Source organism: Pararhizobium sp. (assembly GCF_965279435.1).
Classification (GTDB): Bacteria; Pseudomonadota; Alphaproteobacteria; order Rhizobiales; family Rhizobiaceae; genus Pararhizobium.
This window is the reverse complement of sequence record NZ_CBDIHY010000003.1, coordinates 3,891,144-3,904,548: the sequence shown is the minus strand read 5'-3', so window position 1 is coordinate 3,904,548 and position 13,405 is coordinate 3,891,144. Positions and strand designations below refer to the sequence as shown.

Here is a 13,405-nt window from a genome sequence, read left to right as displayed (position 1 = left end):
CATTCAAGCTTTCGGATAGGCCTTTTCCAGGCCGCCCGAACGAACGAGCCCGACGCGAAATGCCTGATAGGCGGCATGCTGGCTGGATTTGGCCGCTTCCATCAGACGTATTTGTAGCCGGTCAGGGGCATTTGCGCCCATCCACGCGCCGAGCTTTTCAAGCTTGAGGGAATTCAACAGTTTTGCTGCAGAGGCAAGGTCGAGCTGGCGGTATAGACCTTCGATCAGATTCTCATCCTGCGCAGCATTTTCCATCAGCAGCAACAGGTAGGTTTGCTCGCTCTCGCCAAAGGCTGCCAGCTTTTCGGCAACTGTATCGCGGGCGGGAAACGGGGCGGGTGTACCGTTCATCTCGTGGCTCTCTTTTGTCGTCGCGGGTCAATTTCGAAAGAGTTTATCGGCGGAGGCTGGGGCAAAACTGGATTCGGCCGCATTGAGCGGCAAGGCTGGCACATCCTTGCTGGTGCTAATGGAAGAATGTTTTGATGTCATGACCGGCTGGTGGCGCCGACTGGGCGTCGAGCGTCTTTGGGACGGAGATACCAGTGGCCCAGCTTTCGATCTGCATGCCCAGCAACCGGCCATTGACGACGTCGCGCAGTGCGATAGAGAGCGCGCTCGCCTATGCCGAGAAAACCGGCGCGCGGCTGATCGTGTCCGACAATTCCCGTGATCCTGACAAACGCGTATTTCTTCAAAACCGCTCGCCCTATCTGCTCTATCATTCTTCACCGAGCGAGGATGCTTCCGGCAACTGGATGGAGGCCCTGTCACTGGCGGATACGCCGTTCCTGCTGCCGATGGGCGATGACGATCAGATCCATTTCGACGCGGGCGAAACGCCGGTCGATCTGCGTTCGCTACCAGATGACGTTGTCGGTATCCGTCCGCAAACGCAGATCTGGACGGTGGAGACTGGGGTCTGCCAGACGGAGTGTTTTACGATCGATGCGTTGTCACCGGCCGAGCGGTTGCAAGAGTTCTCCCGCAAGGTGATGGGCAATAACAGCATTTTCTATAGCATATACCGGACCAGCACTTTTGTGCCGTTGCTACGGTTCTTCACGCAGGCGCATCCGACCAAGGGTGGCTATTGCGACTGGAGCCTGTCTTTCGCGTTGATCACCGCCGGCCGGATGATCCATGATCCATCGCTGATCTACCGGTACGATCTCGGCGTCTGGGCGTCGGAGAAGGGGATCGCGGCGGCCTCCAGCAATCTCTATCAAAAGGCAGGGCTTCCGGCAGACAGCGAAAAATATGCTGCCCTTTTGCGTTTTCTGGACGTGCACATTTTCGCGCTTCGCGGCTCGCTGCGATTGTCGCCAGCAGAACGCGGCGACGTGCTGCTGATGAACGGCCGGCTCGCCATGGCGGAATTTCTGCAGAGTGTGCGGATCAAGGCTGCCGATTATGATGAGGTGGTGGTCTATCTTGCTGACCTGATGGAACAGGAGCGTGAGATCGAAACGATCTTCCATCTGGCGCTGCTGATGGCCGATTGTATCAGGCCGGGCTTGAAGGACGGCTATATTCGTTTCTTTCAGGCGGCTGCCGCAGCCTGAAATAAGAAGGGCCTGAAAACATTTGATTTTCAGGCCCTTCCATTTTGACAGAAGATGGTCTGCTCAGCCGCGGCGACGGTTGCCGCGTTCACGCGCCGGTGCGGACGGGCCTTCATTGGCGGTCTTGTTGCGCATCGGGCCGATGCGCTCGACGATGGTTTCGACGCTCGGCCGTTCACCCGGTACATAGGTGTCGAGCGCTACGCGCATCGCAGCCAGATGCTCGCAGGATGTGCCGCAGCAGCCGCCGATGATTTTCGCGCCGGCATCGCGGGCAAGGCGGGCATAGTCGGCCATCAGCGGCGGCGTGCCGGAATAGTAGATTTCCGAACCACGGAATTCCGGAATGCCGCAATTGCCTTTGATGATGATGTTTGCTTCGGGATTGGCTTCCGTCATGTCGAGCAGCGAGGAGAGGATGTCGGAAGCGCCGACGCCGCAATTGGCGCCGGTGGCCACCGGGCCGCTGCCGATGTCCTGCGCGACCGCGAACATATCCTTCGGATGCAGGCCCATCATTGTCTTGCCGGCCGTGTCGAACGATCCGGTATAGACGTAAGGCAACCCGACCTTGACGGCAGCTTCTGCTGCAGCGCGGATTTCGTCCGTTGCAGACATCGTCTCGATCCAGGCGACTTCGGCGCCGCCGGCCTTGAGGCCCTCGATCTGCTCGACGAATGCCTCGACAGCATCCTCATAGCTCATGGCGCCAAGCGGGATCAGCAATTCGCCGGTCGGACCGACGGAGCCTGCAGTGATCACCTTGCGCGGTGCCTTGTCGGCCACGGCACGAGCGATTTCAGCGGCGCGCTTGTTGAGGTCGTAAACGCGATCCTGTGCCTGATGCAGTTTCAGGCGATGGCGCGTGCCGCCGAACGAGTTGGTCAGGATGATGTCAGCGCCAGCATCGACGAAATCCTGATGCAGCTTGGTGATGTTTTCAGGCTTGGCCTCGTTCCAGAGTTCCGGTGCTTCGCCCGCTTCCAGTCCCATCGCAAACAACGAAGTGCCGGTCGCACCATCGGCGAGGAGCACGCCCTTTTCGGCGAGCAGGTCGGAAAGCGGATTGGCGTGCACGGTCATGGGGGATCCTGATCTCATCGGGTTTTGCAATCATATAAAGATATCCTTATATGATTGCAAGAGTATGATGCGATGATCTCAATCCGTATCGTGCCGCAGGTTGCAGCGGGCCGCCATGTTCAGCCCGAAAACCGCCAGTGCCAGAAGCATCCACTGTGGATCGGCGCGGTTGAGGATGAAGGATTCCATCATGCCGTTATAAGTCATGAAGATGATGACCATCATGCAGAATTCGGAGAAATTCCGGCTACCGCTGCGCCGGTCGGCGCGGGTATAGTCAAGGAGCGGTTTGACGAAGAGAAGCAGGATGATCACGGCGCCGCCGGGAATACCGAACGTCAGCAGCGCGTCGAGAAAGGTGTTGTGAGCCGATACGATACCGCGCACGTCCCAATCCGCTTCGAAATTGGCTTCCATGCCGCGAATGACCGGCGATTGCCAGAAGCTGGCATAGCCATGGCCGAACCAGGGATGTGCGGCGATGCTGTCTGATGCAAATTGCCAGATCGCATCGCGGCCGGTGAAGGTCGGATCGTCCAGCACGGCTGCGGTCATCGCAAGCAGGCTGGGAGAGTAGATCGTGCCGACGGTGAGGCAGGTGACGAGCACCACGAAACACAGGTGTACAATGACGATGGCGCCGGAACTGCGGATGGCACTGCCACACAGCACGATGCCGATCGCCAGCGGCAGGAAACCGATGGTTGTCTTTGAGCCGGTATGTAGAACGAAAATGACTGCAAGCAGCGTGATCGCCCATCCGCGCATGCGCGCCCCGGATCGAATGCAGTAGATGCCGAACATGGCGAGCACCGAAAAAACCGGGGCAGATACGTTCTTGTGCGAAAGATGGCCGCGCCAGTAGCCGGCGTGCCATGACTCCAGGGCGGACGCTTGATGGATTGCTCTTTCAGGCAAGAGCACGAGGGCGGCATAATTGATGATGAGCAGTAGCAGCACCGCATTGGCACAGGCCTCGACAAAGTCCTTCTCACTGCGCGGCAGGACCAGAACGCCGGCAACCATGAGCATGGCGACAAGACTGAGTGTCACGCCGCGTGCGGAGGCGGTCGGATCGTAGGACTGAATGCAGGAAAAATAGGCGATGGCAAAAATGATCAGCCAGCTGGGTGAGATCAACTTCAGCAATGTGCGGGGAGCAACGGAGGCCAGCATGGCGAAGATGAACAGCGCGCCCAGGCCGAGATAGCCGATCTGGTTGACGACATTCGCCGTCGTTCCAACGTCGCCCTCGGACACCACATCTCCCATGAAGGGATTGAGGGTGAAGATCATGATGAACAGGCCGAAGCCCGACAGGAATGTCGTTGCAGCGCGCATCATCGTCGCGGCCCCTTCGGAGGCCGGCTGCGGTATGATTGTTCTGGCGTCTGCGTTGCGCAAGGCGATGTGTCCGTGATTGACGGCGAGCGTTGCCGTCCATCCATCTTTGGAGAGCCCGTCCCGGTCACGCGACGCGCGCGCCTGAAAGCGGTCTGGGCTGCGTCATCGCACAGTGCCTCGACATGGTTAAATCCTGGTAAAGATCAACCCGTTGGCGCGTACGTGTTTAAACCGGCGCCGATCCCGCCTGCCGAATTCGTTTACCCATTTGCCGGAATTCTACCGCCGCAGCGGTGCGGTTAACGCAAAATTTTGGGCGCGGCGCATAACGCTTTCTCCATCGTCATGCGCGTTGAGCGTGCATGTCTTGCGCCGTGGGTGGAGCCAGCAGGATCATGACCAGTTCCGAAATCCGCAACTATGCCGCCTCCGATCCCGGCGGCACCGGAAGTCCGGCCAGAGTTCGCTTCGCGGTGCTTGATTCCTGGCGGGGGATTTGCGCGCTGCTCGTCGCGATAATGCACTTTCCTGCATCCGGGCCACTGTCGGAAAGTCTTGTCATCCGCAACGCCTATCTGTTCGTGGACTACTTTTTCGTTCTGTCCGGTTTCGTCATCGCTCACCGCTATCGCTCCAGCATTTCGAGCCGCGCCGCCTATCTCCGCTTCGCGATCGTACGGCTCGGCCGTGTTTATCCGCTGCATCTGGCGGTGCTTGCGGTTTTCGTCGCATTCGAACTGCTGAGGCTCACGGTACCGGCACTGCGGGGCGAGGGTGCGCCGCCTTTTTCTGACGGCAACAGTGTCGGTGAACTGGTCAACAGCCTACTGCTTCTGAACGGGGTCGGGATGGACGTGCGCCTGACCTGGAACAGTCCCAGCTGGAGCATTTCGGCGGAGGTCTGGACCTATCTTCTGTTCGGTCAGGCCGTCCTGTCGCTTGGCCGCCGCCACTGGATTGTCTTTATTCCAGTAATCGCAGCCGGGATGGCGGCAATTTATGCCTGGTCGCCGAACCACATGGACACGACCTGGTATCTCGGCCTTGTCCGTTGCCTCTACGGTTTTTCGCTGGGTGCGCTGCTCTATCACTTCCTCGGGGCGCTGCTTGTTGCACGCCATCTGGGCGCGGCCACGCCACGCGTCACATCCCTTGCTGCCACATGCGTCGAACTTCTTGCGCTGGGTGCCATTCTCGGGTTTGTCGCGCTTGCCGGTAAAGGAGCTTGGAATATTCTCGCGCCCTTTGTGTTTGCGCTGGCCATCTGCGTCTTCTCTTACGAGGGTGGCGCGGTCAGCCGCATTCTCAATCGCCGGATTTTCCTGTGGCTGGGGACGTTGTCCTACGGCATCTACATGGTGCACATTTTCGTGCAGGCCCGCATGATCAACGCCGCCAGCGTGATGGAAAAATTGACGGGACAACCCTTCGTCGGCCCGTTCTCGATCGCCCAGGAGGAGTTCTTCGGGTTCGGCGTTCGCGGAGCGGCTTTTGGAGTGGTCATGACCGTTGTGATGGTCATTCTCGTCGTCACCACTGCGCTGCTGGCTCATTTTGCCATCGAAAGACCCGGTATCCGCCTGTCGAAAGCGATTGCGGATCGAGTGGGCGGCGAGGGCAGCAAGAAGGGGACGGGACAGGCCGGGTTATCCGCCCTGTCCCCCTGATAAAGAGAGCCTTCAGGCTGCGTGCAGTTCATGGCCGATGGGCGTTACCATGGCGGAAATGAGCGTGCGGAGATCGAGCGATCCGACCGGTCGGCCATTGGAATCGACGACATGGGCAATATTCTGGTTGGCCAGCGTCATCATCCTTGCAGCGCTTTCCAGTACGGTTCCAATCGTCACCGGCACGCCTTCCGGATTTCCGGATAGCGGTTTCATGATCGTTTCGACATTGATGACGCGGCCGCGGTTCACTTCCTTGACGAAGGCGGTGATGTATTCGTCTGCCGGTTTGAGCACGATCTCCTGGCCGGTTCCCTGCTGGATCACCTTGCCGTCGCGCAGGATGGCGATCTTGTCGCCAAGCCGAAGGGCCTCGTCGAGATCGTGGGTGATGAACACCACGGTCTTTTTCAGCTCCTTCTGCAGGTCGAGCAGAACCGTCTGCATATCGACGCGGATCAGCGGATCGAGCGCCGAATAGGCTTCGTCCATCAACAGGATATCGGCATCGTTGGTCAGTGCCCGGGCAAGCCCGACGCGCTGCTGCATGCCGCCCGAGAGCTGGTTGGGGTAGTGGTTCTCAAAACCCTTGAGGCCAACGCGTTCGATCCAGCCCTGCGCCCGCTTTCGGCTCTCTTCCATCGGCACGCCCTGGATTTCCAGGCCGTAGACGGTGTTTTCGATGATCGTCCGGTGCGGCAGAAGCGCAAATTTCTGGAACACCATCGCCGTCTTGTGGCGCCGGAATTCGCGCAGGTCGTTTTCGTTCATCTTGCAGACATCGACGCCGTCATAGAGCACTTCGCCGGCCGTCGGGTCGATCAGGCGGTTGATGTGGCGGATCAGCGTCGATTTGCCGGAACCCGACAGGCCCATGACCACCATGACGCCACCGGCGGGCATGGAGATATTGATGTCCTGCAGGCCGAGCACATGGCCATGTGTCTCATTGAGTTCGGTCTTGCCGAGCCCGGCCTTGACCTGATCGACATAGTCGCGGCCGCGTGGTCCGAAGATCTTGTAGAGGTTCTTGACCTCGATTGCGTGACTAGCCATGGATCACCTCCGAGTGCTTTTGCAGACGCTTGCCATAGGCCTGGCTGGTGCGGTCAAAAATGATGGCGATCGCAACAAGCGCGAAACCATTGAAGAAGCCGACGGTGAAGAACTGGTTGTTGATCGCCTGCAGCACGTTGCGGCCAAGACCGCCGACGCCGACCATCGATGCAACCACGACCATGGCCAAAGACATCATGATGGTCTGGTTGATGCCGGCCATGATGGTCGGCAGTGCCAGCGGCATCTGAACATTTTTCAGCCGTTGCCAGGACGAAGAACCGAAGGCGTCGGCTGCTTCCAGCACTTCCTTGTCCACCAGCCGTATCCCCAAATTGGTCAGGCGGATCATCGGCGGGACGGCATAGATGACGACGGCGATCAGGCCGGGAACCTTGCCGATTCCGAAGATCATCACCACCGGGATCAGATAGACGAAGCTTGGCATCGTCTGCATGACGTCGAGGATCGGATTGATGATCGACTGGGCGCGCTCGGAGCGGGCCATCAGGATGCCGATCGGAAGGCCGACGATAATGGCGATGAACGTACAGACCGTCACCATGGCCAGGGTGACCATCGTGTCGTTCCACAGGCCGACAAGGCCGATCAGAAACATGGAGACGATCGTCCCGATGGTGATGCGCAGGTCGCGGCTGCCGTAATAGACGATGGCGACCATCACCGCCATGATAACGATCCAGGGCGAGCTGACGAACAGCTTTTCGAGATAGTTCAGAAACCACTGGAGCGGCTGGACGAGGGCATCGATGATATTGACATACTCGCGGACGAGGGCCTTGAAGCCATCATCGACGCTTTTTCGAGCCATTCGTATCGTCGTGTCGTCGATCGCCGGAAATTTACAAAGCAGATCTGGCAAGTAACTGCATATTGCCATGTCGTTCCCCTTTTAACCGGAAGTTTTATAATGCCGGCCGCGTCATCAGTGCCTTTGTTCAGGCCTTCGCGCAGACTTGGGTGGCTTCTTTTCGAACCCCGGCATGTGGAAAATGTGACAGCTTTTCGTCACAAGCGACTATGCCGTTTGCGACGATTTTCGTTTTCATATCCATATCTGATGGAAATACCGGCGGCATTTCGTGTCGTCGGTATCGGGGTCTCGTGTCTTCCGGCGCTGTGGCAGTGTGCCGTGTGATTGGCCGAAAGGCGGCAGCGAAGTCTGCTTCGCTGCCGCAGAACAATCCCTTAGAGGGCTGCCTTAACCTTTTCGGCTACGTCCGGTGCGACCCACTTGGTCCACATGTCCGGATAGGTTTCCAGGAAGTACTTGGCGGCGTCTTCGTTGGTGCCCTGGTTGTCGGTCATCCAGGCGAGAACCTTGTTGACGGTGCCGTTGTCCCACTTGCGGACCTTGACATAGTCCATGGCGACGCCGGCCTTTTCAGAGAAGGCCTTGGTGACGACCGTGTAGACGTCCGATGTCGGGTAGGAGTTTACCTTCGGATCGGCGCAATCCGGAACCGCCGTGCAGGCATCCCAATCGGCCTTGTTGTGCTCGACACCGAAGCTCAGCCGGGTCATCTGATACTTGCCGAGGATGGCTGTTGGCGCCCAGTAGTAGCCGAGCCAGCCCGACTTCTTTTCGAATGCGTTGGAGATCGAGCCATCGAGACCGGCTGCCGAGCCGGTGTCAACCAGTTCGAAACCAAGCTTCTCAGCGCCCAGTGCCTTGTAGAGGTTTGCCGTCGAAACCTGGCAATTCCAGCCTGACGGGCAGTTGATGACGGCGGCCTTCGAAGGGTCTTCCGGTGCCGGGAACAGTTCCGGATGCTTCAGCGCGTCCTGAACGGTCTTGATGTCCGGATGCGCGTCGGCCAGGAATTTCGGAATCCACCAGCCTTCGACGCCACCTTCGCTCAGCAGCGGTGCTGCCTCGATCAGGCGGCCTTCCTTGATGGCGGCATCGAGTGGTGTGCGCACGGCATTGACCCACAATTCGGGCGCCATATCCGGCTGGGCTTTTTCGTTCATGGAGGTGAAGGTCGGCATGGTGTCGCCGGTGACCAGCGTGACCGTGCAGCCGTAGCCGTTTTCAAGAATGTACTTGTCGACATGCGCGGCAACACCGGCCGATGCCCAGTTCATTTCTGCGATGCTGACTTCGCCGCATTCGGCGGCTTGAGCGGAACCGGCAAGCGCATAAAGGCCGGCAGCGAGAATTGTGGAAGCGAGGAGCTTCTTCATGTTTAAGACCTCCCAGTCTTATGCAGCCAAAATCGTGGGGTCCATCGGGATACTGCATCTCCCGGAAACCCAATCGTTCAGGTTGAAGCAGGCCGGGGGGCTCTTGTGGCAAGGCCAATCTTTCATCCCCGCTGCGACGGCGTTGGAGCTTTATTGTCTGGCCGCCGAACTCTGTCGCCAGCCATCTCTCCTTTGTACCGTTAAGGTCAGCGTAAGTATTCCACTGAAGAAATCAACCTCCGGAATCGTCTTAAGCCATGCAGGCGGCGTTTGCGGGGTCTGTAAGGGGCCGCGCAAGCTGTTGAATTTAATGAGCCGGGCAAGATTTTTGTGCAAATGCGCCCCTCTATGGCGCAAAATTAGCGCTGCTTCACACAAGAGTTGCGGAGCGTGTTTTATCCCGGACAAATTCTGTTCCGTATGCGCCTCCTCATTGTTTTTCATCCGGCATGAAAAAAAGTGAAAAAAACACGGAATTCATCTTTGGTTAAGCTCTCACTAACCATCCGGTAACACTGTCAGGCTAATTGTTTTCCTGCGGCGGGGGATACTTGGCCGCCCGGCTGGATTAGGTTTTGCGTCCCGGCCGGAGCGATCTCCGGGTGTATGCCGGAGCGGCCATGTGTAGCTTTGGCAGACCGCACGGTTCCGGAAGGAATGGGTGCGGTTTTCGCGTTTCCGGGATATCGTTTCTATGGCCAGGCACAAAAAAACCGCGCCATTCAAACAAGGGCGCGGTTCGAAGTGTCAGTCTGGGAGAGGGTGTCAGCCGACGCTGCGGGTCCGGATGAAGCCGAGCGGACCGAAGGGGGCGGACATGACCGTGTTGCGCACACGCGACTGGCTTTCGGGAACCTTCGAGTTCCAGGCGATCTGAACGAAATTTGGCTTGCTGAAGATGAACAACATCGGGGTTTGACCTTGGGTGTGGAGCGTCTTTCGCTCCGTGCTTTGATGGTGCTGATATAAGCTCGTTTTGGCCGAATACAACGAGTATTTTTGCCACGCTATGTCGCTTTTTGGACAGTTCCATATCCGTACCGCACAAGCCTCGCAGCAGCCTGAAATATCGCGTGAAAAACCGGCGCCAAACACGGCAGAAATGCGGCGGAATATGGCTTTTCTTGCGGTGTCTGCAGTGCTAGATCAAGCGCCATGACAAAGACGATCATGCTTCAGGGAACCGGCTCCGATGTCGGAAAAACGGTACTCGTGGCAGGCCTATGCCGCATCGCTGCCAATCGCGGCCTGAAGGTCGCTCCGTTCAAGCCGCAGAACATGTCGAACAATGCAGCGGTTTCGGACGACGGCGGCGAAATCGGCCGTGCCCAGTGGCTGCAATCAATGGCCGCGCGCATTCCATCGTCGGTCCACATGAACCCGGTTCTCTTAAAGCCACAGTCGGAAACCGGCAGCCAGATAATCGTCCAGGGCATGGTGGCGGGGCAGGCGAGAGGACGCGATTATCAGGCCTTGAAGCCGAAGCTGATGGGCGCCGTCATGGAAAGCTTCGAAATAGTGCGGTCGGGTGTCGATCTGGTCGTCGTCGAAGGGGCGGGATCGCCCGCCGAAATTAACCTGCGCGCCGGCGATATCGCCAATATGGGCTTTGCCACCCGCGCCAACGTGCCCGTCGTGCTGGTCGGTGATATCGATCGTGGCGGCGTCATCGCCTCGCTGGTCGGCACGCACACCATTCTTTCCGGCGAAGACCGCGCCATGATCCGCGGCTACATCATCAACAAGTTCCGGGGTGACGTGTCGCTGTTTGACGCTGGCATTACCGCGATTAACGGTTTTACCGGCTGGCCCTGTTACGGCGTCGTGCCCTGGCTGAAAAGTGCCGCCCGTCTGCCGGCCGAAGATTCCGTCGTGCTGGAAAAACTGGCGCGCGGGACAGGCAGGGCCTTGAAGGTCGCCGTGCCGGTTCTGTCGCGCATCGCCAATTTCGACGATCTTGATCCTCTGGCTGCTGAACCCGAGGTTGATCTTGTCTTCGTTCGCGCCGGCGAGCGCATTCCCGCTGATGCCGGTCTGGTGGTGATCCCGGGATCGAAGGCGACGATTGCGGATCTTGCCGATTTTCGTGCGCAAGGGTGGGACCGTGATCTGCAGGCGCACGTGCGGCGCGGCGGCCATGTCATCGGCATCTGCGGCGGCTATCAGATGCTCGGAGACCGGGTCACCGATCCGCATGGCATTGAGGGCAATACTAGTGAAATTGAGGGGCTTGGCTTGCTTGCCGTCGAAACGGAGATGGCGCCGGAAAAGACGGTGCGCAACAGCAGCGCCCGCTCGGCGATCTACGATGTTGCGTTGGAAGGCTATGAAATCCACCTCGGCCGGACCACGGGCGCTGACTGCGCCCGCCCTGCCGTGATCATCGACGGCCGGCCGGACGGGGCGGTGTCGGCCAACGGCATGGTCAGCGGAACCTATCTACACGGGCTGTTTGCCAGCGATGCCTATCGCGCGGCGCTGCTCAAAAGTTTTGGCATCGAAGGCGGTGGCGAAAACTACCGGCTCTCGGTTGACCGTGCGCTCGATGATGTCGCAGCTGAGCTGGAAGCGGTGCTGGAGCCGCGCTGGCTGGATGGGCTGATGTCCTAACCGGAGCAGGTTTCAGATTTCTCCCGAAGCTTCGCGGCGCCTTCGATCCAGTTCTTCACTGTAGCGGCGCAGCGTGTGGCTTTCCGTCAGCAGGCCGACGACGCGTCGTTCGATGAGGTTGTTGACCACGGCCAGTGCATCGCTCTCCGTCGTGTCGAACAAAGCGGCTGCCTGCTTGGCATTCATGTTGGGCTGCAGGAAATCGTTAGGGAGGCGGATGAAGCCGGAAAGGCCCTGCTTTTCCTCGCTGGCCTCGATGGGGCTGGCATAGACTTCCGGCACCTGGATGATGCCGGCATATTTCGCGCCATCGACGACGACGACACGCTGCGTCGATCCGAGCGGAAAGTCTCTGCGGAAATCCTCCAATGTTGCCTGCGCATCGATCGTGCGGACATCGGTGCGCATCAGGCGGCCGACGGTGAGGTTGCGGATCCAGCCGACATCATGGGCGCTACGGATGCTCTCACCGCGCAGGTGAAAGCGCCAGGTGGCGAACGAGTAACCGAAGGTGGTGCGCACCACGAGCGACGAGGTGATCACGGCAGCCAGAACAAGCACGGTGATCGGAAAGTCGCCGGTGATTTCCAACGCCAGGAATGTCATCGTCAATGGCCCGCCGATAATGGCGACCGCCAACGAACTCATGCCGACGACGGCATAGATGACCGGGGTCAGCGTCGCGTGGGCAAAGATATAGGGTGCAGAAAAAGCAAAAATCTTGCCGAGAAGCGCGCCCATGAACAGCGACGCAAAGAACAGGCCGCCGCGAAAGCCGGAACCAATCGACACGGCTGATGCGAGTGATTTCATCAGGAACAGGCCGATCAGCATCGGGATCGCTGGTGAACTGGCGAGATTGAGATGCAGGGCACCGTGACCGGCCGAAAGCACCTGCGGCGACACCAGTGCCAGGAGCCCGACGACAATGCCGCCGAGCGCCGGGCGCATGGGAGCAGGGATCGAGCTGCGGCGGGCAAGCCCCTCGATCAGCGAGACGCCCTTCATCAAGAGGATACCCATGCCGGCGCAGAAGCAGCCGAGCAGCAACGCCGGCAGATAGTCGGCCGGAACCACCGCCCCGAACTGGCCGACATCAATGGTGAAATCGCCCGCATACAGCCACCTGGCCACGAGATTTGCGATCAGGGCGGAAACCACGACCGGTGTCAGCGACACGATCGTATAGGTGCCGATGATCAGCTCGAACGCGTAGAAGGCACCGGTCAGCGGCGCATTGAATGCGGCAGCGATCGCACCGGCAGCACCACAGCCGACCAGGGTGCGCAGATCGGAGCGGCGAAGCTGCAGCGAGATGCCGAGCTTGGAGGCGATGCCGGACGCCAGCTGCGTGTAACCGGCCTCAAGCCCCACAGAGGCGCCAAAGCCGTTGGAAATCAGGTTCTGTACCGCGACGATGATACTGTCGGTCAGCGATAATCGCCCGCCATGCAGGGCGTTAGCCTCGATTGGGTCGACCATCGGCTTCTTGCGCCAGGACGCCAGGATCATCATCAGCAGGCCGAGAATGATCCCGCCGGCCACCGGCGCGATCAGCACTGAAATTTCACCCTGGAAATTGCTGGAGCTCAGCCTTTCATTATCGGCAATGCCGAAGATCAGGCTGTGCAGGCGGCTGGAAATGATGCTCATCGCGGTGACGGCAAGGCCCGACGTGACACCAACGATCATGCCCGCGACGACCAGGCCGAGTTCACTGCGCCGCGCAAAGGCGCGCATGCGCCCGAGATCGAAAAGCAGCGAGAGATAGCCGAGCCGCCGCAGGTTAAGTTTCGGAATCATCTTCAGCTTCATTGCCTGGCCATCCTGTCTCTGCGCCGTCCTGGGCATTTCCGCTTTTCTTCGAGTTGC

The 13,405-nt window shown here is 59.1% G+C and carries 11 protein-coding genes; 3 read left to right on the top strand and 8 right to left on the bottom strand.

Annotated elements, in window-relative coordinates:
- Positions 1-3: 3 nt before the first annotated feature.
- The gene (locus tag ACQY8Q_RS24745; RefSeq protein ID WP_428429103.1) at positions 4-351 is read right to left on the bottom strand and encodes a hypothetical protein; all 348 of its coding nucleotides are present in this window, start codon (positions 349-351) and stop codon (positions 4-6) included.
- Positions 352-545: 194 nt separating this feature from the next.
- Here ACQY8Q_RS24745 and ACQY8Q_RS24740 point away from each other — a divergent pair, with 194 nt between their 5' ends.
- Entirely contained in the window at positions 546-1,565 is a 1,020-nt protein-coding gene (locus ACQY8Q_RS24740) for a hypothetical protein (protein WP_428429102.1), read from the top strand.
- A gap of 63 nt (positions 1,566-1,628) precedes the next feature.
- Here the strand turns inward: ACQY8Q_RS24740 and bmt are convergent, their stop codons facing one another.
- Both bmt and ACQY8Q_RS24730 read right to left on the bottom strand, forming a co-directional pair.
- The gene (gene bmt / locus ACQY8Q_RS24735) at positions 1,629-2,648 is read right to left on the bottom strand and encodes a betaine--homocysteine S-methyltransferase (RefSeq protein ID WP_428429101.1); all 1,020 of its coding nucleotides are present in this window, start codon (positions 2,646-2,648) and stop codon (positions 1,629-1,631) included.
- Between the two features lie 78 nt (positions 2,649-2,726).
- Positions 2,727-3,992, bottom strand: a complete 1,266-nt coding sequence (locus tag ACQY8Q_RS24730; protein ID WP_428429100.1) for an O-antigen ligase family protein — start codon at positions 3,990-3,992, stop codon at positions 2,727-2,729.
- 395 nt (positions 3,993-4,387) lie between these two features.
- Here ACQY8Q_RS24730 and ACQY8Q_RS24725 point away from each other — a divergent pair, with 395 nt between their 5' ends.
- Positions 4,388-5,659, top strand: coding sequence for an acyltransferase family protein (locus ACQY8Q_RS24725; RefSeq protein WP_428429099.1), 1,272 nt, complete (start codon positions 4,388-4,390; stop codon positions 5,657-5,659).
- Positions 5,660-5,671: 12 nt separating this feature from the next.
- On the opposite strand, the gene ACQY8Q_RS24720 is transcribed toward ACQY8Q_RS24725, so the two are convergent.
- The 4 genes from ACQY8Q_RS24720 to ACQY8Q_RS24705 form a co-directional block, all read right to left on the bottom strand.
- Positions 5,672-6,715: a quaternary amine ABC transporter ATP-binding protein gene (locus ACQY8Q_RS24720; RefSeq protein WP_428429097.1), complete on the bottom strand. Its 1,044-nt coding sequence runs from the start codon at positions 6,713-6,715 to the stop codon at positions 5,672-5,674.
- Positions 6,708-7,616, bottom strand: coding sequence for an ABC transporter permease (locus ACQY8Q_RS24715; RefSeq protein ID WP_426130134.1), 909 nt, complete (start codon positions 7,614-7,616; stop codon positions 6,708-6,710). The genes ACQY8Q_RS24720 and ACQY8Q_RS24715 overlap by 8 nt, the downstream gene beginning before the upstream one ends.
- A gap of 308 nt (positions 7,617-7,924) precedes the next feature.
- Positions 7,925-8,923, bottom strand: a complete 999-nt coding sequence (locus ACQY8Q_RS24710) for an ABC transporter substrate-binding protein (RefSeq protein ID WP_113247812.1) — start codon at positions 8,921-8,923, stop codon at positions 7,925-7,927.
- Positions 8,924-9,688: 765 nt separating this feature from the next.
- Entirely contained in the window at positions 9,689-9,832 is a 144-nt protein-coding gene (locus tag ACQY8Q_RS24705; protein WP_426130139.1) for a hypothetical protein, read from the bottom strand.
- Positions 9,833-10,078: 246 nt separating this feature from the next.
- On the opposite strand from ACQY8Q_RS24705, the gene ACQY8Q_RS24700 reads away from it, so the two are divergent.
- A complete protein-coding gene (locus ACQY8Q_RS24700) occupies positions 10,079-11,533 on the top strand; it encodes a cobyric acid synthase (protein ID WP_428429095.1) in 1,455 nt (484 codons plus the stop codon).
- A 12-nt stretch (positions 11,534-11,545) separates the two neighbouring features.
- Here ACQY8Q_RS24700 and ACQY8Q_RS24695 read toward each other — a convergent pair whose 3' ends face one another.
- Positions 11,546-13,336, bottom strand: coding sequence for a chloride channel protein (locus tag ACQY8Q_RS24695; RefSeq protein WP_428429867.1), 1,791 nt, complete (start codon positions 13,334-13,336; stop codon positions 11,546-11,548).
- Positions 13,337-13,405: the final 69 nt, after the last annotated feature.